Genomic DNA, 22,260 nt, shown 5'->3' on the forward strand with positions numbered 1-22,260 from the left:
AGATATTGGGGTTAGTTGGAATACTAGCCCCATGCTATCTATTGAGAGGGGGAATGTCCATGAAGAAAATTACAATTGAATAAATGATCAAGCGCCAGAACTTAGATAGTTAGTAGTTTTTCATATCTGAGTTGACGAGGAACAGGGTTTATCGAAGGATTCGGCGGATGCCCTGCGGTGTATTCACCACCGAAAGCAAGTCTACAAATCTACTGAGCAATCGGTAGGACAAAAAGGCTTAGGTGAAAGGTCTGTGAAGGGTTTTTTAGACTTTTTTTCAGAGGCTTTATTTGTATGTAAAAAATTTGTCAATCAGTCGTTTCAATAATCGAATTTAAGTAAACACTAATATAAAATATAATCTCGAAGGGAGAAAATAAATATGTGCGGAATCGTTGGATATATTGGGGATAAAGAAGTAACGGAAGTATTAATAGAAGGATTATCAAGATTAGAATATAGAGGATATGACTCATCAGGGATAGCAGTTTATGATCAGGGAGAAGTTCATGTAAGAAAATATAAGGGCAGATTAAGCATTTTGGCAGATCATTTAAAGGAAGAAACTTTAACGGGAGTAGTAGGAATCGGCCATACAAGATGGGCTACCCACGGTGAGCCATCCGACAGAAATGCTCACCCCCATACAAATGTATCGGGAAACATTGCAGTAATCCACAATGGCATTATTGAAAACTATATGAAGATTAAAGAGTGGTTAATTGAAGAAAAGGGAATTGAATTTAAGTCAGAAACTGATTCAGAAATTATTGCCCATTTAGTAGACCACTATTATGAAGGAGACCTTTTAAAGGCAGTCTATAAGGCGATAGACAAGATGGAAGGTGCCTATGCCATTGGAGTAATCTGTAAAGATGAACCAGATAAAATAGTTGCAGTTAGAAAGGATAGTCCTCTAATTGTTGGTTTAGGCGAAGGTGAGAACTTTATCGCCTCTGATATTCCAGCTTTACTGAAATATACAAGAAAAATGTATCTAATTGAAAATGATGAAGTAGTGCTTCTAACTAAAGAGGGTGTAACAATCTTTAATGAGTTAGGTCAAAAGATGGACCGTGAAGTATTCCATGTAACCTGGGATGCAGAAGCTGCTGAAAAAGAAGGTTACGAGCATTTCATGAAGAAGGAAATTCATGAACAACCAAAGGGGATTTCTGAAACTTTATTAAGAAGATTAGACAATGAAGATAATATTGTATTAGATGGCATTAAGATTACGAAGGAAGACTTAGAAAATATTAATAAGATTTATATTGTTGCCTGCGGAACAGCCTACCATGCTGGTTTAGTCGGTAGATATGCTATTGAAAAGTTTGCCAAAATACCGGTAGAGGTTGATGTGGCTTCTGAATTTAGATATCGTGATCCTTTCGTAGACGATAAGACTTTATTCATTGCCATCAGTCAATCGGGAGAAACCCTAGATACTTTAGCGGCTCTAAGAGAAGCTAAGAGAAAGGGTGCTAGAATTCTTTCAGTAGTTAACGTGGTTGGTAGCTCTGTTGCTAGAGAGTCTGACGATGTCTTCTATACTTGGGCAGGTCCAGAAATTGCTGTAGCTTCTACTAAGGCCTATACAACTCAATTGGTGGCGATGTATCTAATTGCCCTTCATATGGCTACAACTAAGGGTGTAATGGATCAAGCTAAGTATAAAGAAGTGATTGCAGAGTTGAAGACAATGCCCGATAAAGTAAAAAGTATGTTAGAGAATTTAAACGAGATTCAGTTCTTGGCGGATGCTCAATTTAATAATGAAAGTGTATTTTTTATGGGTAGGGGTGTAGATGTTCATGTAGCCCATGAAGGTTCTTTAAAGCTTAAGGAAATTTCTTATATTAATTCCTTCGCTATTGCTGCAGGGGAGCTAAAGCACGGTACAATTGCCCTAATAGAAGATGGAACCCTTGTAATTGCTTTAGCAACTCAAGATCATTTATACGATAAAATGCTTTCTAACATTCAAGAGGTTAGAGCAAGGGGAGCCTATGTTGTTGGTGTAGCTAAGGAAGGTAATAAAGAGATCGAAAAGACTGCCGACGTTGTGCTATATGTACCAGAAACAATGGATGAATTAACGCCTATTTTAAGTGTAATTCCATTACAACTTGTTGCCTACTATATTTCTGTAGCTAGGGGTTGCGATGTTGATAAGCCTAAGAACTTGGCTAAGAGTGTTACGGTGGAGTAGGGGGGAATTAATAAAATATTCAAGTGTGGACGTGTAATAAAGTCGTTCAATAATTACTAAAGTATCATAAATATTGATTTATCAATGGATACCGTAGCTTGTATTTCAAGATTGAACGACTTTATTTTTAAAACAGTAATAGTTTTTTCGAGTTTTTAATGGTTGTAAGAGTACGTTTTGAACGACTTTGTTTTATGCCTACATCAAGATGTATCCATCAAATAATCTCGACTCCATGTATTAAACTCGACACCAAGAAAATTAAGTCGATTCCAAATTCCCGTAGTAGACGCAGGAGAAATCCTCGTTTTCTGCGGGAATTGCTTTGTTAGAGGGATGGATTAAGGAAAACGGAAAGTAGATTTTCAATAGAAAAAGAATAGATAAAAGTGTTGCTTTTAAAGGTATTGAAAAATTATTGATTCAAGATATTAAAATAGAATCGTTAATCTTTTTTTTTCACCTTATATCCTTATTTAGAACCGATTTTATTATCATATATAGGGTCAAGAATTAGGGATTACGGGCTAAAAAATGGAGAAGAAGAATAGAAGTCTGGAGTCGACTTTAATATTTTAATAGAAAATGGAACGAAGTTTCAATGATTTGAAGGTGTGGGTGGATTGAGACGAATATGTTTATACAATTAGATTAGAGAGTATTTATGCTTAGGAATTTTATATACGCGCTCTATAACTCTGAATGTATTTTACGGTTATAGCACATAAGGGTTAATTTTATAATTTATTGAATATAATTAAATTAATGTAGTTTTTTATAAAAGATTATTAGTAAATATAATAAACAAAAAAACTACAAATATAATATAGATATGTAAACAAACTTGTTGTAAAATAAATATAACGTTATCATTCAACATAGATAGTTTTACTGTGTAGAGGCATATATTATTACTAACATTTATTATAGCCAAGTTATTTTTAGAAGGCAGGTATTTTTAATATTATATAGAATATAAAATTTATAATTATTTAGATTATTAACAGTGTATCTATAAGAAGGAGTTAAATATATGATTAATTTACAATACATTGATCTATTTTCTGGTTGTGGAGGGCTTTCCTTAGGTCTGCATAAAGCAGGATGGAAAGGTATTTTTGCAATAGAAAAAAGTCCAGATGCCTTTGCAACGCTTGAACACAATTTAATTAATAAGTGCCAACATTTTAGTTGGCCAGAATGGTTACCTCAAAAGAATCATGATATAAAACATGTTTTAAAAACTTATTCAAAAGAATTGAAAAAATTAAAAGGTAAGGTACCACTATTGGTAGGTGGACCACCTTGCCAAGGGTTTTCTATGGCAGGGAGAAGGAATGAAGATGATGAAAGAAATCAATTAGTTAATTCATATGTTGAATTTGTAAAAATAATCAAACCTAAGATTATATTTTTCGAAAATGTTTCTGGCTTTACTATGGCTTTTGATAAAAGTAAAACTAGCAAAGGTAGGGCTTATTCTTTATATGTTCAAGAAGAACTACAGAAGTTAGGCTATAATGTGCTTGGGAGAGTACTAGATTTTTCGGACTATGGTGTACCGCAAAGAAGAAAGCGATTTATTTTAATAGGTTGTTTAGGGTTAAATCCGTTAAATTTTTTCGAATTAATGGAAGAAAACAATTCAAAATTCTTAGGGGAAAATAAGCTAAACAATCATGTTACTATAAAAGAGGCAATTTCAGACTTGCTAAGACAGAATGGTGAAGTAGAATCACCAGACTCCCCAAAGTTTAAAGCTGGAAAATACAGTAAAGTAGAAAGTCAGTATCAAAGGTTTTTAAGGTGCGGGGTAAGATATAAGGGGAAAGTGGCAGATAGTCATAGATTTGCTAACCATAAAGCAGAGACAATTGAAGTGTTTAAATATATTATTAAAAATGCACCAAGAGATAAGCGGATATCTGGTGAAGAAAAGAAAAAATACAATTTAAATAGAAGAGGCTTCTTTGTACTGGATAAACACTCACTAGCCCCTACTCTTACAACAAATCCAGATGACTACTTACATTATTGTGAACCTAGAATACTTACAGTTAGGGAATATGCAAGAATACAATCTTTCCCTGACTGGTATGAGTTTAAGGGAAAATATACGACAGGTGGCAAACTTAGAGTTTATGAAGTGCCTCGATATACGCAATTAGGCAATGCTATTCCACCATTATTTAGTGAACAAGCGGGTATAGCATTAAAGGAGATGATTACTATTGAGTAAGGAGTATTTAAAATTTAAAATTAGCTCAGCATTGAAGGACTTAATCGGCAAAGACCTTATTACAGATCAATTTATTGCTATTTTTGAATTAGTTAAGAATTCGTTTGATGCACATGCTTCGCATGTTACATTAATATTCGAAAATATATACGGTAACAATCCTAGAATAATTATTAAAGATAACGGAAAAGGTATGGACTATGATGATATAGAAAACAAATGGCTATTTGTGGCATATTCAGCCAAGCGTGATGGTTCGGAAGATGAACAACTAGAAAAAGAGCAAGAAGATTATCGTGATAAAATAAATAATAAGAGAGTCTATGCAGGGGCTAAGGGTGTTGGAAGATTTTCTTGTGATAGATTAGGAAGTAAGTTAAACTTGGTGACTATTAAAAATAAGCAAGGGGCATTAATCGAGAATATTCAAGTAAATTGGGAGGATTTTGAACGAAATATTCAAGAAGAATTTATTAATGTTGGTGTTGAACATAGAGTTTTAGAAGAACACAGTTATGATATTGAGCACGGAACCGTATTAGAAATAACAGAACTTAGAGACAATTGGCAAAGAGATGATTTATTAATACTGAAAAAATCTCTTGAAAAACTTATAAATCCCAATCAAGTTGACAATAAATCAAATTTCCAGATCGAAATCATTGTAGAAGAGGAGAGGGAAAAAGATAAAATAGAAGTTGAAAACCTATTAAAAAAAGAAAGAAAAAAAGCCAAGGTTGAGAATAGAGACTTTGATTTGGAGAACTTAGAAAGACAAATTCACTTGGTACAAGTTAATGGGTTGGTTAAGAATACAATATTTGAAAGACTTGAAATTAAAACAACTCAAATAATAACAAGAGCTTCAAGTGATGGTCGATATATTGAGACTATCTTAAAAGATAGAGGGACACTTATTTATAAGATTAAAGAAAAAAACATTTATTCAATAGAAAATATAGTAATACATTTATTTTACTTAAACCGTGTTGCCAAAACTAATTTTTCAAGACTAATGGGATTTGCACCTATTGATTATGGTTCTGTATTTATGTATAAAAATGGATTTAGAATATATCCTTTTGGTGAATCTGGAGAAGATGTTTTTAAGATAGATGCCCGTAAGACACAGGGTTATGCAAGGTATTTAGGTACTCGTGATTTAATAGGAAGAATTGAAATTAACGGAGATAATGATCAGTTTAAAGAGACTACCAGTAGAGATGGTGGCTTGGTTAAAAATACTAGTTATAAACAACTTGAAGAATTTTTTTTAGAAAAAGCTTTAAAGCGGTTAGAAAAATATGTTGTTGATGTTATTGATTGGGGGATAGCACCTGGTACTTCAGATGAGGAAATAACTCCACTAGAAATTAAATCGAAAATAATGGACTTTATAAAAAAGCTAACACATACTAATCAGTTGCTTAGTATTGAATATGATGAAAATTTTTTAGAAGTAATTGAGAAAAAACAAGAGAAAAGTGTTATAAAAACTATAGATGAGATTAAAGAAATCGCAATCAAAGAGAAAGATCCTGTACTTCTAAAGAAGGTAAACTCAATAGATGGACAATTTAAACAAGTAATCCAGGCGAAAAGTGAGATTGAAAAAGAAATTGTTCAGAAAACAGAAGTCCTCAGGGCTGTACAAGAAGAGTTAGTACAAAAGACCAATCAAAATTTATTTCTGAAATCTGTTACTACTTTAGATTTTGACAATATTGTAAGTTTACACCATCAAATAGGTATTTATGCCAGTGATATTGACACACAAATTCTATTATTAAGTAGAAAATTAAATAGAGGTTTTGAAATTAATTCAGGAGAAATTAGATCATTTGTTGAAGGTGTAAGTTTGCTCAATCAAAAGATTTTAGCTGTATCTAAGTTTGCTACAAAAGCAAACTTCAATCTCCAATCAGAAACGATGGAGAACGATTTAATCGTATTTATAGAGGACTATATTAACAATATATATAATTTACTTGCAGATAATTCGATTAATATTGAATTAATTAATAATACTAGTAATGGTTACGTCGTAAAATTTAAGCCCATCGAAATAACTATTATTATAGACAATTTAATTAACAATGCTAGAAAAGCTAGTGGAAGAAATATTACAATAACCTTAATAGAAAAAGATAGCAAATTACAAATTAGATTTAGAGATGATGGAAAGGGATTAAATAAGCAAATCGAAAATAAAAACGAAATATTTGAAAAGGGTTATACTACAACACAGGGATCTGGTTTAGGTCTATATCACGTAGCTCAAATAATTAAGGACTTAAAAGGAACTGTGGAAGTTAACACTGAAGTTGATAAAGGACTTGAGATTGTTCTGGAGGTGCAAAAGTGAAATTAGAATATCGAATCTTGTGGTTTGAAGACAATGAATCATGGTTTAAGACGCATAAGCAGGTGATTGAAAATTTTTTAGATGATAGAGGTTTTGTGTTAAATGCAGTTAGGTACGAAAATGATGATAAAGGAATAGAAGAAATATTAAAAGAGTGTGATTATGATTTAATATTAATGGATTATAATTTAACCGATGCAAACGGAGATGTTATTATAGAGAGGATAAGAGAACAACAATTATATACTGAAATAATATTTTATTCTCAAAATGGCGCTCAGGCTATTCGTGATATTATTAAAGAACGAGGGGTCGATGGTGTGTACTGTAGTGGAAGACATATCATAGATTTTGAAGAAAAAGTGACAAAGGTTATTGAAACAACAATAAAAAAAGTACAAGATTTAAACAATATGCGTGGCCTAGTTATGGCAGAAGTTAGTGAGTTAGACGATGTAATGTTACAGATTATATCTAATTTCTTATTAGCTGTGAGTTGTGAAGAAAAGGATAAGTTAATACAAGAAATATTTAAAGTCATGAAGAATTCTATGAAGGATAACGCAAAAAAATTAGAAAGATTCATTGGTAGCAATGATATCCAAAATCTTATTAATTCTCGTTTGTTTGATTCTGAAAAAAAACGAAATGTTGTTTCTAAAATAATTAATATAATTAATGAACAAAATATCATGGAGAATTATAAAGAAGAAGTTTTGATAATACGTAATGTACTTGCTCATGTAAAAGAAGAGATAGTTGACGGAAAAAGAGTATTGAGGAGTAAACTCCCTGGATTTGAAGAATTTATTTTTGACGATCAAATATGTGTTAAGATTAGAAAAGACTTAAAAAAACATAATGACCTTCTAAAAAACATAAATACAACTATTCAAAAAAGAATTCAAGTATTAAAAGATAATCAAATTGGGGCATGACTCAGCTATTGATTTACAATATTTATTTTTAATAGCAAAGTCTTATTAAAGTATTTGGTAGGTCTTTATTAATATTAAATAACACTTCTAATAGAAGATACATTATTGTTTTTTGACAAATAACGTCTTATGTTTACTTATTTTTTCTAGTACTATTTTTATCATTGTCCTAGTATTAATTGTTTGTAAAAACTGCATAATTATTCATATGCAGATATTTCAAAAAGTTATTTACTACAAATACTGTAAGAGTTGTTCATTTAAACACCAAAGACTATAATTTTTATAGAATGACCCCTTGCTATTCTGGCAGGGTTTTTTTTCTGTCGAATTGTGAAAAATAAGTTAATAAATTAATATAAAAAATAGAATTAAAAAATCTAAATCATATCAATAAGTTGAAATAAATTGCCCTTTTCGGTAAAATATATCAGAAAGGATGATTTTTGGAATTATTAGATTGCTGCTAATAAAATGAGGTGGAAAATTGAGAGAGATATTTAGTAAATATAAAGAACGATTAATTAACCTAAGTAGTAGAAATAGAAGTCTTGTATTAAAGAAAGTGTACAAAAAAAGAGCATTTGACCTACATAAGCTCATCAGTATAAACGAAAATATAGATCAAGAAATCCTCAATCTTATTATAAGTGGAACAGAACAAAAACTTATGTTATTAGACGACCCCTACAAAATAAGAATTAGTAAAATAAAAGAAGCAGAGGTTAAATCGAAAGAAGCAGAAGAAAAAGAAATAGAAGAACTAGTAAATAAGGAACTAACTATTCAAGAATCTCAACAGAAAAAAGAGTTAATTCAAAAAAAGTTTCAAGAGGAACTAAAGCTAACTATAGATAAAATTGAAAAAAGAATCGAAACAATAATAGACTATTCTACTAGCCTTACCTATCTAGAAAGAGAAATTAATGCTTTAGAAAAAGAAACTGGTAGATATGAGCTATTTATGGGCTACCCCTTTGTAGAAGGTAGATTTCAAGATAATACCTTCGTTAGAGCACCTTTACTTCTAATACCAGTAAAAATTCTTAAGGAAAATAATAAATGGTATATTAAAAATATCTCTGATCAAGATATTTTAATAAATAAGGTATTTATTTTTGCTTATGGAAAATACAATGAGACAAAAATAAAAGAATTTAATACAGAGTTTTCAACCCTAACTGAATTTGGAGAAGATGTGATAGATGGGTTGCTTAAATACCTACATGATAACAAAATGGTTATACAAGATATAGCGAATAGAAAAATAGAAAAGTTTATAGACTATACAGAAAAGAATCTACCCCAATACAAAGTTGGAGAACTAATGTTAAAAAACCATATAATACTAGGCCAGTTTCCAATATCAAATTCTATCTACAACGACTATCAGCAGTTGGAAAAGATCGGAGAAAAAAATCAGCTGTTATCAAAGCTACTACTAAATGATGGTCAATACGAAATCCAAAAAGACAAGGAAGAGGGTAAATTGACTATATCAGAAGAAGATTTATATTTATTAAATTCTCTAGATTATAGTCAAGAGATAGCAGTAAAAAGAGTCAATGAAACAAACCAATTAGTTATATATGGTCCCCCAGGTACTGGTAAATCTCAAACAATTGCAAATATAATAGGGGATGCATTAGTCAAAGGGAAAAAAATATTGATGGTATCTCAAAAAAGGGCGGCATTAGATGTAATTTATAATAGATTGGCAGGTTTAAACTCTAAAATAATTTTGATACATGATGCTAATAAAGATAAAAAAGACTTCTATGAAAAGGTAAGTCAAACACTAGAAAATAATATCTTAGGTTCTAAAAAAGAAAGCGTATCAACGGGAATTAAGGCGAAGGCAAAAGTTATAAATGAAGGGATACAATCCTTAGAAAAAATTGCAAACATACTACATCAGCAAAGAGAATTTGGACTAACCCTACAACAGATGTATGCTAAAACCAAAAATATAAATTCTAAAGATGATCAACGCTTCGACGATTATAGAGGTTTTAGACGTAATAATAGCTTGAAAAACTACAACTATAAGCAATTAAATGAAGCAATAAAAAATATTTCAGATGACATAATACTAGACAACTATTTAGATTACAGAGATATGGTAACTGATAATAGATTATTGGAAGATTTAAAGCCAAGCTTCGATTATCTTGAAGCCCAAGAAGTTAATGAGTTTATAGATGAAATTATGAAGTCAGTAGAAATAGTAAAATCCCTATTAGCAAACAATAACTATCAGTTACTGATAGATGAATATAAAGCTAGTAAATTTCCTTTAAGGGGTGTAGCTATAGATGAGTTAACTCATCAAATTAATAAGACAGAAAACAATCAATTACTAGAGCCTTTAAATACAGGAAAATGGTGGAGTATTATTTATTGGTTAAACTATGGAAAAAATAAAAAGCAAGAAGAATCCAATAAAAAAGACTTTGAAGAGAAGGGTAATAAGATTCATAGTGAGCTTGAAGCGTATCAAGATATTATAGTAAAGTCATTGAAAAATACTACCTGTATAAGAAATGTTCTAATGGAGGAAACTTATTATAGTGTTGCAGAAGAACTATTAAAGGGAGAGCTTACGAAAGAAAAGCTGATCAAAATAGCCGATGCAATAGAGGATTACGAAAAATATAGAGAAGTCTCTTATAAAGTAAATATATTAAAGGCTATAGAAAAAGAACTACTAGAATATGCTTATAGCAAAGTAAAGGACAAACAAGCCGTTAAAAGGGAATTATCAAGGGTACTGGAGTATGTAATCTTAATAAATATTACTGAAATAGAAAAAGAGATGGGGGACACTTCATTATTGGATTATTCTCGGTTTGATGAACTAACCAACAAAATCTATGGACTCATGGCTGAAAAGAATCAATTAACACCAGAATTAATACTACAGGATTGGAACCAAAAAACATATAATCTAATGAGTATGCCTGAGTTTAGAGAGTTTAAGCGACAGGCTAACAAGAAAAAGATGCTATGGCCTCTGCGTAAATATATCACAGAGTTTCAAAGTCTTATTTTTAATACCTTTCCTTGCTGGTTACTGAGTCCTGAAACTGTATCAGATATGCTACCATTAACAGAAGGTATGTTTGATTTAATAATCTTTGATGAAGCTTCCCAATTATTTATCGAAAATGCCATACCAACCATTTTTAGAGGAAAGCAAGTAGTAGTGGCAGGAGATGATCAGCAACTTAAGCCCACTTCAATGTTTAAAGTAAAGTTTGATGATGCTGATGAAGATGATCTAAGTATAGATACAGCAGCAGCTTTAGAAGAAGAAAGTTTGCTAGACTTAGCCAAGGTAAATTATGATTCAGTCCATCTGAATTATCACTATAGATCCTATCATGATGAATTAATTAACTTCTCTAATTATGCCTTTTATGGAGGGAATCTACAGGTATCACCTAATATATCTAGAAGTAATGCTAATCAGCTACCTATTGAAAGAATAAAGGTAAAAGGTACTTGGATCGACAGGAAAAATACTATGGAAGCAATAAAAACGGTGGAACTAGTAGCAAACATTTTAAAAAATCGGGATAATAACGAAACTATCGGAATTATCACCTTTAATATCAGTCAAAAAGACTTAATAGAAGACTTACTAGAGCGAAAGGCAAGCCTAGACCCAGCATTTAAAGTTAAATATGCTGCTGAGATAGACAGAAAAGATGGTAATGAAGATTTAAGTATCTTTGTAAAAAATATAGAGAACGTACAAGGAGATGAAAGGGATATTATTATATTCTCAGTAGGGTACGCTCCAAACGAAAGTGGAAAAGTCTCAGTTAATTTCGGTGCATTATCTCAAGATGGTGGTGAAAACAGACTAAATGTTGCCATAAGTAGAGCTAAACAAAAAATATATGTAATTACATCTATTGAGCCAGAAGAATTAAGGGTAGATCATACTAAAAATAGAGGTCCTAAACTATTTAAAAAGTATCTACAATATGTGAAGGCAGTATCTGAAAGTCGTATAGAGGAAGCTAATCAAATTCTCTATAGCTTAGTAGATTCCGACATTAAAGTAAATAAAGAAATGGACTTTGATAGTGACTTTGAAATGGAAGTGGCAGATGCCCTAACTGAAAGGGGGTATGATGTCCATACACAGGTTGGGGTATCTGGTTATAAAATTGACCTTGCTATCTACGATGAAGCTTCATCCAGATATATACTTGGTATTGAATGTGATGGAGCAACCTATCATAGCTCAAAATCTGCAAGAGAAAGAGACATTCATAGACAAAGGTATCTCGAATCAAGAGGATGGAATATTATTAGAATATGGAGCCGTAATTGGTGGCAGAACCCGATTTCCGAAATAGCTAAAATTGAAAAAAAACTTAAGACGTGTATAAAAATATCACCTGTAAAGAAAAAAGATAAATTATTAAATCTGCAGATAAATCAAGCAAATGAAGTAAAGTCTACTATTATAGATAAATCTATAGAACAACAAAGATCCCAAAGAGAAAAGATTGCAGTCAAACCAGCATTGAGGGGGAATTTAATAGACTATGGAGACTACGTAATATTAAAAGATATCTTAACTAACGAAACCTTTGAAATACAGTTAGAAGAAAATAAATATAATCGACACCATATGAAGGAAATAGAACGAAAACTGTTAGGACATAGGCTACAAGATCAATTTATATACAAAGGTGCTACATATGAAGTTATAAAGGCTGAACCAATAGCATATAAACAAAATTAACAATTTTATGATAATAGAAGATGGGATATTCATAGATGGATAAGATTCAGTAAAATTATATAAACAAAACCTAGTAGAGAATGATATTAGTATAATAGTAGACATCTAATCAAACAAATATCCTGTAAATTAGTTTGTGAAAGCTTAGTAGATATTTGTAGTTCGTACTATTTATTTCAAAAGCCGAAGGAATCTTCTAGAATCATGAAAAAAACTACAACTATACACGACAATCAACAAATGAGAGGAGCTTACAAAAATGAAGACAGTAGGAGTAATAGGCGCAGGGGTAATGGGTTCAGGAATATCACAGGTTTTAGCCCAGAGTGGATTAGAAGTTGTAATCTATGATATTTCTGAAGCTTCCTTAGAAAATTCAAGAAAAACAATAGAAAAAAATCTAACCAAACTAGTAGAAAAAGAAAAGATGGATGTAGAAAATAAAGAAAAAATTCTTAAAAGATTACATACAAGTAATGAGAAACAAGATTTAAAAAAATGCCAATTAATTATTGAGGCAGCTACAGAAAACATGGAGATCAAGAAAAAAATTATTCAAGGATTAGCGGATATTATAAATGAGAATACAATATTAGCCACTAACACCTCTTCACTTTCCATCACAGAAATTTCAAGTGTAGCTAAATATCCATCTAATGTTATCGGGATGCATTTCTTTAACCCAGTACCAGTGATGAAGCTGGTTGAGGTGATTACTGGAATCCAGACAGATCCTAAAGTAAAAGAAATAATCCTTGAATTGTCAAAAAAAGCTGGTAAGACTCCTGTATTAGTAGAGGAAGCCCCTGGTTTTGTTGTTAATAGAATATTGGTACCAATGATTAACGAAGCTATTGGGGTATTAGCCGATGGAGTGGCAACCGCCCATGATATTGATGAAGCCATGAAGTTAGGTGCAAATCACCCAATTGGCCCCCTTGCGTTAGGAGATCTAATTGGATTAGATGTAACTTTAGCTATTATGGAGACCTTGCTTGAAGAGTTTGGAGATTCGAAGTATAGACCACATCCTTTATTAAAAAAGATGGTAAGGGCAGGCTATCTAGGGAGAAAAACAGGAAGAGGATTTTTCCAATATTAAGGGTATACATAATGTAAATTAAGAACTTCTATCTACAGCACCTAAAATGCGATTACTACGTTTGGTATTATTTACTGTAACATTTATGGTTGCATAAGCATTCGGTCATTCGGTAGAATAATAAAGATAAGTAAAGATAAATAAAGATAAATAAAGATAAACAAAGGTAAATTAAGATTAAATAAAAACCCAGTGTATATGTCTAGAAAAAATTACTGACATAATATACTGGGTTTTGTCTTTTACTTAAAAAGAAAAATAGGCATAAGACAAAGGGCTTACATGTGATAACAATCACATATTAAGAAGGTATGAAAATGATACAATATCAGAATAAATTGTACTTAAGAGGTGATAAAAAATGAAAATTGCCATTTTAGTAAATGAATCTACAATGGATCGTTGCACAGGAAAAGGTTGTTTTAATGCATTTTATCAGAAAATTGATGCCTTTCAGGACTATGATTCAGAGATAGAACTGATAGGATTTACCCATATAGGAGGAGATCTAGAAAGAAAAATATCAAAACTAATTGACAATGGTGTAGAGGTAGTACATCTTTCGTCTTGTCTTAGAGCAAAGTATTTAGAATATGAAAACTTAGCCCATCATCTTGCTAAACATTTCAAGGTTGTAGGCTATACCCACGGTTCCCAAAAAGGTAAGACTAGAGATGCTATTTATTTAGATAAGGTAAATGGTATACATAGTAAAGATTCTTTATAAAAACAGTTTGAACAAATAGGGATGACTTGTGTTCGAGTAGATAAAATAGATTTTAATTATAAAATAGTAATGAGAGCATATCAAAATCGATATGCTCTCATTAAGTGTACCATAAAAAAGTAAGCTCATTAACTAGCCAAACTAAACTTATAAGTCAAAAATGCCCATAGATTTATTGATACTGCAAAAGCTAGAGACACAATTAATAGTTGTAACTTAAAACCTGTTTGCAAATCAAATGAAGTTAGCTTAATAACAATGCTTAATACAAAGGCAATTGCAAAGCATATACTAAAAGATAACGAAGCCGCCTTAAATTTATGATACTTTAAATGCTTATCATCAAATTGCACTAATTTAGCCCACCAAATATAAGCAAAATATCCTCCAAAAGCAAAATTTAAAAGGTATAAAGGTTCATTGTTTATTCCTTTAAACCCTAGGAAAGCAAGAAAACCTAAGAAAAAATAATACTTACTTACACCTTTTTTCATAACAATTCTCCCCTTAATGTTATAAAATTTCATTTTCTTATATACTTCAATATTCAAGTTTAAAGCAATTTATTACTAAAACCAATTGTATAAATATTAAAGAACAAAAATGTCTTTTTATGTATATAGCTTATTACAGAAATAAAGGCTAGACTTTTATCAGTTCTAGCCTTTATTTCGTGGGAAAATAATTATAAATATTTCATATGTTAAAATAATATCATCTATGAAAAAAGGAGAATTATGAATTTACACAGAAATATTAAATGTGGAATCCCATAAAACTTTAGGATTGAGCTTATATTTCATTCATGTATTAATATAAACTTTAAATTAGTTATATAATTTTCTAAAGTATGGAATTTACTCGAATATAAGCTAAAGTAGATATCAAAGGTAAATTAGTAGTACATAAGGAGATGGATATATGGAAAGTCATACAATTATTAATGAAATAAAAAAATCTAATCACTTACCCCAGATGCCAAAATCTATTGGTGATGTTTTTACTATGGTATTAAACCCAGAAGAATTCGAAGTAGACCATTTTATATGTAAGGTTACAGACCATCCTAAACTAGAATCCTTGCTTATACAGTATCTAAATTCTCCATATTTCAGACTCAATCGTGAAATAGAAAATATTAGAGATGCAATCATTTATTTAGGGATTAATAATGTTAAATTAATTGTAATTTCCTTTATCACTAGACTACTACTACCCGATAAAAAAGGGCGTACAAAAACCTTTAATCATAATACTTACTGGAAGCATTGCATTGGTACATCAATTGCAAGTTTTATGATCGCAGAATATACAGGTATAAGCGATAAGCAGAAAATGTTTACTTATGGATTAATACATGACATTGGTATAACTGTGTTAGACATCTGCTTACCAGAGCATTTGGATAAAATTCATGAACTACAATTGAAGGGACTACACCAAATAGCGGCAGAGAAGATCGTCCTTGGGGGAAAAACCCACGCAGACATTGGAATGTGGCTATGTAAAGAATGGGGGTTGCCAATTGAAATAGCTGAAGTAGTAGGGTTTCATCATGGACCGACCCTTTCAAAAGAAAATGTTGATGAAGTTAAGCTCCTCTACTTAGCTGACTCAATTAGTACAAATTATTATGAAAGATTGTTAGGAAATGATAAAACCTTTACCTATTCAGATAAAATTATGAAGGCCATTGGTGTCACGAAAGAGCAGATTGATACAATTATTAAAAGACTGCCCAAGGAAATAGAGAAAGTAAATCGAGTTGTGAATTTTGAGCCAATAGATGAAGAGAAGGAATAATTCAAAGTGAGAAAATCGTATTATTAGATTATGAGACCATAGAAAAATCATTATATCATTAATAAATAGGAGAGAAGATATGACTAAATCTAAAAAAAATAAAATTTTAGCCCCAAAACTGCCTAAAGGGATAGAATCTATTAAAGGTGAAATAGATGGGCTAGAGGATGAAATGAAAATTAGCAACCAGTACATAAGCAATTGCCATCTAGATTACCAAGAAGCAAAGGAAGTATGCTTTGATGGTGTAATTTTGAAGAATGTAAGTCTGAAAAATAGTACCTTAAGTAATTTAGAATTAATTGATGTTAGATTAGAAAACTGTGACCTATCTAATGTAAACATGAAGGGAGCTATTATCCATCGGCTAGAGTTAATAGGTTGCAAGCTAACAGGGATAAATTTAACAGAAGCCACCCTCCATAACACTTATATTAAGGAATGTAATGGTCAATTTGCTTTATTTACCTTTAGTAAGCTTAAGAAAGTAAAGATTGAAGAAAGTATATTAGAGTATAGTAATTTCCACGATAGTCGCTTCGATCAAGTGGAAATTGAAGGCTGCAACTTAAAAGAAAGCGAAATGTCTGGGGTAAAATTAGAGGGAATAGATTTAAGTGACTCTAATATTGAAGGCGTAGGGGTAAGGTTAGAAGACCTAAAAGGAGCAGTGGTTTCCCCAATGCAAGCTGTAGATTTATCGAAACTTATAGGTCTAGTAATTAAAACATAGAATGGCAGTATTACTTTAAGTGATACTGCCATTCGGTTTTTTCTTCATTCTTAATAATATAACATTCATTAATATCATCATTTAAGATCACTTCTAAGTTCATTTCAAACCCTTTAGGGGAAGTTAAATTTCTAATATTATCCTTATCCGTCCAAAAAACCTCCCCTTCATGGGTAGACTCTATTAGATCCCCTTCAAAATCTGAGGTTTTAAATTGGAAGACGATATAACGCAGGTTTTTATCCTCATCGTACCAGTTTTTAATACCACAGGCCTTTAAGTTTTTAATCGTCAGTCCAGTTTCTTCTTTTATTTCCCTTATAGTTGAATCAATAATAGATTCTCCCTGTTCTACATGACCACCAGGAAAAACAATTCCCCTCCAATTTCCTTTTGCTCTATTAAGTACAAGTACCTTGTTGTTAACGACATCCTCCACCATACACATATTAGTTAAGATAACATTCTCCATGGGTTCCTCCTTGCTTTTATCTCCAAAAACTACATATCAAAATTAATGATAACTCTGGGGCTACTTAAGTATTAAAGCTAGTGCTTATCTTTATTTAGATATAGGCTGCTATGTTTTTAAGAGCCTATAGATATATACCCCCAAGCCATTAAAATAAAAAGACATAAAATAATTATAAATGATAATAATATATTTCACCATATCCCTTGACAATTTTTTCTATATATTATATTCTATACATAGATATTCGATGTATAGATGAAGGAGGTATATTGATGAAGATTGATAAGGACTTAATGAAGGGCAGTACAACAATGCTGATACTTAATTTACTAAGTGGTGGAGATATGTACGGTTATCAAATGGTTAAGGAACTAGAGAAGCGTTCGGATCATACCTTTACCTTAAAGGAAGGAACCATGTATCCAATTCTCCATGCCCTAGAAAACAATGGGATGGTTGAATCCTATTGGGATGAAGGGAATTCTGCAAGAAAAAGGAAGTATTACCACATTACAAATAGTGGTAGAAAATTATTAAAAGAAAAGCAAAAAGAATGGGAAATTTATAGTAACACAGTAAATAAGGTGATGGGTGGTGTCTGCTATGAATAACTTCATTAATGATTACATAGAGGAAGTTTGCAGACAAATAAAATATAAAGCTATAGTTGAGGATATCTCTACTGAAATAAAGGGTCATATCGACGAGTTGACAGAAGGATTCATAGAAGAAGGATTATCTGAGCAGGATGCCATAAAAAAAGCCATAGAACAAATGGGAGACCCAATCCAAATAGGTAAAGAACTTAATAAAACCCATAAACCAGTAACAGAATGGTCTATAATAGCCTTAATCGGTACAATGGTATTAATAGGTGGGTTCTCACTATTTTCTATAGCAAAAGACCCAGCTTCTCTTCTTAATTTAAGTCATATAGGCAGATCATATATTATACATCTAGTATTAGGTCTTGGGGTAGCTTCAGCATGTTATTTCTTCGACTACACTAAATTAGAAAAATATTCCCTAAAGATGTTTATAGGTACTATTGCATTTTTATTGATTGGTTCAGGAATAGGTCGAAGTATAGCGGGTACACAGTACGTTGTAATAGGCGGGGTTAGCTTTGCAGTTATATCTGTTGCACTACCGCTATTTATCATTTCTTTTGCAGGTATTGCTAAAAAATGGGTGTCAGGAAATATTAAAGACTTATTTAAAGTGGCAGGAATTGCCTTTCTTGCTATCTTTATATCCCTATTGAGTCAAAATTCATTATCTATAATCCTGTTATTAGCTGGTGGTTTTTTAATCATTATGATAGCAACAATCTTTAACAGGGAATTTAAAGGAAATAGAAAACAGCATTTACTAACTATTTTTGGAGGATGTAGTTTTATTTTAGCTTTAATGACATTTTATATCTTTAATAGCCCCTATCGAAAGGCTAGACTGTTAGTATTTATTAATCCCGGTGCAGATCCACAAGGGGCAGGTTATATAGGCTATTTAATAAGACAAATAATATCGGGCGCTAATTTACTTGGGAAGAATGAAAATATGTATTTTACCTATCAAGGGGTAACAAGAATAGCATTACCAGAAGTAAGTACCGATTTTATCTTTGCCTACATCGTTGGGGCCTTTGGTTGGCTATTGGGAATTGTAACTATTTTAGCCATTGCCTTAGCTATTTTAAGAATGGTGGTGGCAACAAAGAAGATAAAAGACAACTATGGAAAACATTTAGGGGTTGCAATTATAGCCATATTTTCATTACAGGCAATAGCTAATATTCTAATGAATACGGGTATGTTTCCAACCTTAGGGCTATCTCTTCCCTTCATATCCTATGGGGGTACTAATTTAATTGTAAATATGGGCCTAATAGGACTATTCTTAGGAATTTATAGAAGAAAGAACATTGTTTCATTTAAAAAACAAAAACATTCAATTATCTGAATAAATGCCCCTGATCTTTTTATTCAGGTCAGGGGTTAAATTATTTTAATAATTTCAGTAGATAAAGGATCAAGCAGGTAGAATAATTTCCTGATAGAAGTAAAGGAATATATTGACAACATGGAAAATATATGTAATAATACATAAAAAGTTAGTAAAATTAACCCTTCAGAGTTACTCTTAAATAGAATTCTGTAGGGCTTTTTAGTCCATATTTCCAAAAAGAAGAATATTAATAATATTTAAGAATCAATTTAATTAAATTAAAATACCACTATAAGGAGGTTTGAAAGATGGATGCTCAAGATTTAAAGTTAAAACATGCTCAAAATTTAATACGAAATGGCATTATATATTCAATAGTAATTTTCTTATGGCCAATTTTTATGGGGCTATCAGCTGTTTCTGGCTCAATTGAAGAGCAAATAAGATTAATCTCACAAAATACTTTAATATACAGACTTAATTTTATAATTGCCTCCCTTATAGCACCAACCTTTTTCTATTTAATCGTTGTCTTTTTAGAATTATATAAAAAAGAATATAAAAAAGAAAAATATAGCAAAAGGGAGATAGTAGGCTGTGGTTTTTTAACATTATATACCTTTCTTATTAGTATCTCCTACATTTCTCAATATACAATTTTCATAAGACGACTTGAGGGTAACGTCTTAGAAAATATAGAGAGATGGTACTTTGGAAATGTCAATTCTATGGCTTATTTCTTAAATCAATTTGGCTATGCAATGTGGGCTGTAGGTATTCTATTGCTAATTTATAGTTTATTAGAAGAAAAGGGCCTTAAGAAAGTAGCAGCTGTTTTATTACTAATATCTGCAGTAGCATCTCTCTTAGCCTTTAGTGGTTTATTACTTAATAATAGCTTTTTAAATTCTTTAACGATTTTTAGTGGCATATTAATCACTCCTATTGGAATTGTATCAATAATAATGGGATATAAAATTAAGAAAAGCTATAATTAGATTTCCTTGAAATAGAAGCGTTATTTGCAAAAAGGGGGCCTCGTATAAATGAAGGTTGCAATCGTATATGGTAATAATAGAAAAGGGAGTACCTATCATTGCGTGGAGGTTGTAAAGAACTCATTATTAGAATATGGAGAGGTTAGTTTTCAGGAAATTTTTCTACCAAAGGATCTATCAGAGCTATGTCTAGGATGTTTTAACTGTATCATAAGAGGAGAAACCCTATGCCCCCACAGCAAGCAGGTTTCACCGATTATTACTTCCTTAATAGAAGCTGATGGTATAATTATGGCATCACCCGTTTATGGACTTGACGTTTCTGGTGCAATGAAAACCTTAATTGATCACCTATGCTTTATGTGGATTCCCCATAGGCCCCATCCCGAAATGTTTTCTAAGGTTGGCTTTGTCATTTCTACAGCTGCAGGAACAGGTACAAGTAGAACTAATAAGACAATGAAAAAAGCACTAGACTATATGGGTGTAAAGAAGACCTATCAATTTGGGGTATCAGTTGCTGCATCTAGCTGGGAGGATATTAACAAAGATAAGAAACGTAAAATTGAAAAAAAGTTGATAAAAAAAGCTAGAAAATTTTATCATACAACACAAAATAGAAATAATTTAAGAAGTAGACTATTTACAAAGTTAATGTTTACAATGATTAAAAGAATGATTAAAAATTACGAAGACACCAATGTTGATAAACAATATTGGTCTAATCATGGTTGGTTGGAGAAAACAAAGCCATATTAGGTGTAGAATAATATCAAAAGTTATATTATAAAATATACTTTGAAAAAGCATAAACAAGTATATCAATAAGACAATTTAACAACAAATCAATCAATAAATCAATAAATCAATAAGTCTATGAAACAATAAAACAATGAAACAATAAGAATATAATTAATTTACCAATACATATTGACAGTATAGGTAATATATGTAATAATACATAAAAAAGTGAGTATGCTTAAACATTAAATGTGAGCAGCATAGGGGCAAAAAGCCCTACACGTATGGATATATCCCTACGGAGTCACTCTTACGAGTGATTTTGTGGGGTTTTTTTATTTGTTTTTTTATTTCAGGAGGTGGAAAAATGATTAGATTACTTACTCAGAAAGACAAAGAAGCAATACTAGCATACCTTGGAAGAAATGAGATTGAAACATCCTTCTTGTATGGAAATGTAATTGAATTTGGAGTTGATAATAACCCAGAGATTAGACGATGTGCAGATTATTATGGGTATTTCTCTGGAGAAGAACTGAAGGGAATATTACCTTTTTATAATCTTGGAAGTTGTATTCCCCATTATGAAGAAGAGGGAGCCTTACCTTTATTTGCAGAAATTATGAAGAAAAGATCCTTTGATATTATATTAGGTATGAAAAAGGTGGTTGAACCCCTATATTTTCAGATTAAAGACCATAAAGAAATTGAGTCCTGCGACGAAAGTTCATATTATATCAACAAGGACTTTAAGCCCTATCAGTTAGATGAAGCAGCCTTTATTAATATAGATCAGAACTTTGGAGAAGCGATTGTTGACTTTGTTGTAGAGGCTCGACTAAAGGGATTTAACCATAGGATAACGAGAGAAGAGGTTAAAAAGATACTACTTCAAAAGAGCCCAGAAGAGGGTTATATCCTACTTGAAGTTAATGATCAATTTGTAGCCCAGGCCTGTATACAAACCTACACAAAACAATTTAGCCAAATAGGAAGCGTATATACCCTTCAAGAAGAAAGGGGTAAGGGGTATTGTAAAGCAATTGTTTCAGAATTATGTAATAGCATCATTTCAAAGGGAAAGATACCAACCCTCTCAGTTAAAAAGAGCAATGTACCAGCAGTAAGGGCCTATGGTGCATTAGGATTTAAACACTATGATGATTATTTAATTGTAAAAATTAAAGTAAATAAGTAGATTGTTTATGAAGGAAGAAA

The 22,260-nt window shown here is 31.4% G+C and carries 16 protein-coding genes; 14 read left to right on the forward strand and 2 right to left on the reverse strand.

The window, feature by feature from the left end:
- Positions 1–382 precede the first annotated feature (382 nt).
- The 7 genes from glmS to T335_RS0104665 all read left to right on the forward strand — a co-directional run bounded on the left by glmS (position 383) and on the right by T335_RS0104665 (position 14,345).
- Positions 383–2,212, forward strand: coding sequence for a glutamine--fructose-6-phosphate transaminase (isomerizing) (glmS, locus tag T335_RS0104635; RefSeq protein WP_026476494.1), 1,830 nt, complete (start codon positions 383–385; stop codon positions 2,210–2,212).
- A gap of 1,033 nt (positions 2,213–3,245) precedes the next feature.
- A complete protein-coding gene (locus T335_RS0104640) occupies positions 3,246–4,451 on the forward strand; it encodes a DNA cytosine methyltransferase (RefSeq protein WP_026476495.1) in 1,206 nt (401 codons plus the stop codon).
- On the forward strand, positions 4,444–6,816 hold the full coding sequence (locus tag T335_RS0104645; protein ID WP_026476496.1) for a sensor histidine kinase: 2,373 nt from the start codon (positions 4,444–4,446) through the stop codon (positions 6,814–6,816). The genes T335_RS0104640 and T335_RS0104645 overlap by 8 nt, the downstream gene beginning before the upstream one ends.
- Positions 6,813–7,754 carry a response regulator gene (locus tag T335_RS21520; protein ID WP_026476497.1) on the forward strand — a complete coding sequence of 314 codons (942 nt, stop codon included), beginning with the start codon at positions 6,813–6,815 and terminating at the stop codon, positions 7,752–7,754. The genes T335_RS0104645 and T335_RS21520 overlap by 4 nt, the downstream gene beginning before the upstream one ends.
- 487 nt (positions 7,755–8,241) lie before the next feature.
- Positions 8,242–12,516: an AAA domain-containing protein gene (locus T335_RS21525; protein ID WP_026476498.1), complete on the forward strand. Its 4,275-nt coding sequence runs from the start codon at positions 8,242–8,244 to the stop codon at positions 12,514–12,516.
- A 259-nt stretch (positions 12,517–12,775) separates the two neighbouring features.
- A complete protein-coding gene (locus T335_RS0104660; protein ID WP_026476499.1) occupies positions 12,776–13,618 on the forward strand; it encodes a 3-hydroxybutyryl-CoA dehydrogenase in 843 nt (280 codons plus the stop codon).
- Positions 13,619–13,979: 361 nt separating this feature from the next.
- Positions 13,980–14,345 (forward strand): CGGC domain-containing protein, encoded by a 366-nt coding sequence (locus tag T335_RS0104665; RefSeq protein ID WP_026476500.1) that lies wholly within the window; start codon positions 13,980–13,982, stop codon positions 14,343–14,345.
- Between the two features lie 128 nt (positions 14,346–14,473).
- Here the strand turns inward: T335_RS0104665 and T335_RS0104670 are convergent, their stop codons facing one another.
- Positions 14,474–14,839 carry a DUF3796 domain-containing protein gene (locus T335_RS0104670; RefSeq protein WP_026476501.1) on the reverse strand — a complete coding sequence of 122 codons (366 nt, stop codon included), beginning with the start codon at positions 14,837–14,839 and terminating at the stop codon, positions 14,474–14,476.
- Positions 14,840–15,266: 427 nt separating this feature from the next.
- Between T335_RS0104670 and T335_RS0104675 the strand changes: the two genes are divergently transcribed.
- Both T335_RS0104675 and T335_RS0104680 read left to right on the forward strand, forming a co-directional pair.
- Entirely contained in the window at positions 15,267–16,148 is an 882-nt protein-coding gene (locus tag T335_RS0104675) for an HDOD domain-containing protein (protein WP_026476502.1), read from the forward strand.
- Positions 16,149–16,227: 79 nt separating this feature from the next.
- Entirely contained in the window at positions 16,228–16,881 is a 654-nt protein-coding gene (locus tag T335_RS0104680) for a pentapeptide repeat-containing protein (protein ID WP_026476503.1), read from the forward strand.
- A gap of 10 nt (positions 16,882–16,891) precedes the next feature.
- Here T335_RS0104680 and T335_RS0104685 read toward each other — a convergent pair whose 3' ends face one another.
- Positions 16,892–17,353: an 8-oxo-dGTP diphosphatase gene (locus tag T335_RS0104685; protein ID WP_026476504.1), complete on the reverse strand. Its 462-nt coding sequence runs from the start codon at positions 17,351–17,353 to the stop codon at positions 16,892–16,894.
- Between the two features lie 275 nt (positions 17,354–17,628).
- Here T335_RS0104685 and T335_RS0104690 point away from each other — a divergent pair, with 275 nt between their 5' ends.
- The 5 genes from T335_RS0104690 (at position 17,629) to T335_RS0104710 (ending at position 22,240) form a co-directional block, all read left to right on the forward strand.
- Positions 17,629–17,967, forward strand: coding sequence for a PadR family transcriptional regulator (locus T335_RS0104690; RefSeq protein WP_026476505.1), 339 nt, complete (start codon positions 17,629–17,631; stop codon positions 17,965–17,967).
- Complete coding sequence (locus tag T335_RS0104695; RefSeq protein WP_242837246.1) at positions 17,960–19,318, forward strand: FtsW/RodA/SpoVE family cell cycle protein; 1,359 nt, start codon at positions 17,960–17,962, stop codon at positions 19,316–19,318. The genes T335_RS0104690 and T335_RS0104695 overlap by 8 nt, the downstream gene beginning before the upstream one ends.
- A 293-nt stretch (positions 19,319–19,611) precedes the next feature.
- Positions 19,612–20,301, forward strand: coding sequence for a hypothetical protein (locus T335_RS0104700; protein ID WP_026476507.1), 690 nt, complete (start codon positions 19,612–19,614; stop codon positions 20,299–20,301).
- 48 nt (positions 20,302–20,349) lie between these two features.
- Positions 20,350–21,060, forward strand: coding sequence for a flavodoxin family protein (locus tag T335_RS0104705; RefSeq protein ID WP_026476508.1), 711 nt, complete (start codon positions 20,350–20,352; stop codon positions 21,058–21,060).
- Between the two features lie 349 nt (positions 21,061–21,409).
- Positions 21,410–22,240 (forward strand): GNAT family N-acetyltransferase, encoded by an 831-nt coding sequence (locus T335_RS0104710; RefSeq protein WP_026476509.1) that lies wholly within the window; start codon positions 21,410–21,412, stop codon positions 22,238–22,240.
- The last annotated feature ends 20 nt before the right edge of the window (positions 22,241–22,260 follow it).

The organism is Alkaliphilus transvaalensis ATCC 700919 (assembly GCF_000621485.1).
In the GTDB taxonomy this organism is placed as follows: domain Bacteria; phylum Bacillota; class Clostridia; order Peptostreptococcales; family Natronincolaceae; genus Alkaliphilus; species Alkaliphilus transvaalensis.

What these genes read in the sequence shown, in the direction of transcription:
- T335_RS0104690 (WP_026476505.1), top strand. Translation starts at nt 17,629, where the DNA reads ATGAAGATTGATAAGGACTTAATGAAGGGCAGTACAACAATGCTGATA.
- T335_RS0104695 (WP_242837246.1), top strand. Translation starts at nt 17,960, where the DNA reads ATGAATAACTTCATTAATGATTACATAGAGGAAGTTTGCAGACAAATA.
- glmS (WP_026476494.1), top strand. Translation starts at nt 383, where the DNA reads ATGTGCGGAATCGTTGGATATATTGGGGATAAAGAAGTAACGGAAGTA.
- T335_RS0104665 (WP_026476500.1), top strand. Translation starts at nt 13,980, where the DNA reads ATGAAAATTGCCATTTTAGTAAATGAATCTACAATGGATCGTTGCACA.
- T335_RS0104640 (WP_026476495.1), top strand. Translation starts at nt 3,246, where the DNA reads ATGATTAATTTACAATACATTGATCTATTTTCTGGTTGTGGAGGGCTT.
- T335_RS0104670 (WP_026476501.1), bottom strand. Translation starts at nt 14,839, where the DNA reads ATGAAAAAAGGTGTAAGTAAGTATTATTTTTTCTTAGGTTTTCTTGCT.
- T335_RS0104700 (WP_026476507.1), top strand. Translation starts at nt 19,612, where the DNA reads ATGGATGCTCAAGATTTAAAGTTAAAACATGCTCAAAATTTAATACGA.
- T335_RS0104680 (WP_026476503.1), top strand. Translation starts at nt 16,228, where the DNA reads ATGACTAAATCTAAAAAAAATAAAATTTTAGCCCCAAAACTGCCTAAA.
- T335_RS0104710 (WP_026476509.1), top strand. Translation starts at nt 21,410, where the DNA reads ATGATTAGATTACTTACTCAGAAAGACAAAGAAGCAATACTAGCATAC.
- T335_RS0104675 (WP_026476502.1), top strand. Translation starts at nt 15,267, where the DNA reads ATGGAAAGTCATACAATTATTAATGAAATAAAAAAATCTAATCACTTA.
- T335_RS0104660 (WP_026476499.1), top strand. Translation starts at nt 12,776, where the DNA reads ATGAAGACAGTAGGAGTAATAGGCGCAGGGGTAATGGGTTCAGGAATA.
- T335_RS0104705 (WP_026476508.1), top strand. Translation starts at nt 20,350, where the DNA reads ATGAAGGTTGCAATCGTATATGGTAATAATAGAAAAGGGAGTACCTAT.
- T335_RS0104685 (WP_026476504.1), bottom strand. Translation starts at nt 17,353, where the DNA reads ATGGAGAATGTTATCTTAACTAATATGTGTATGGTGGAGGATGTCGTT.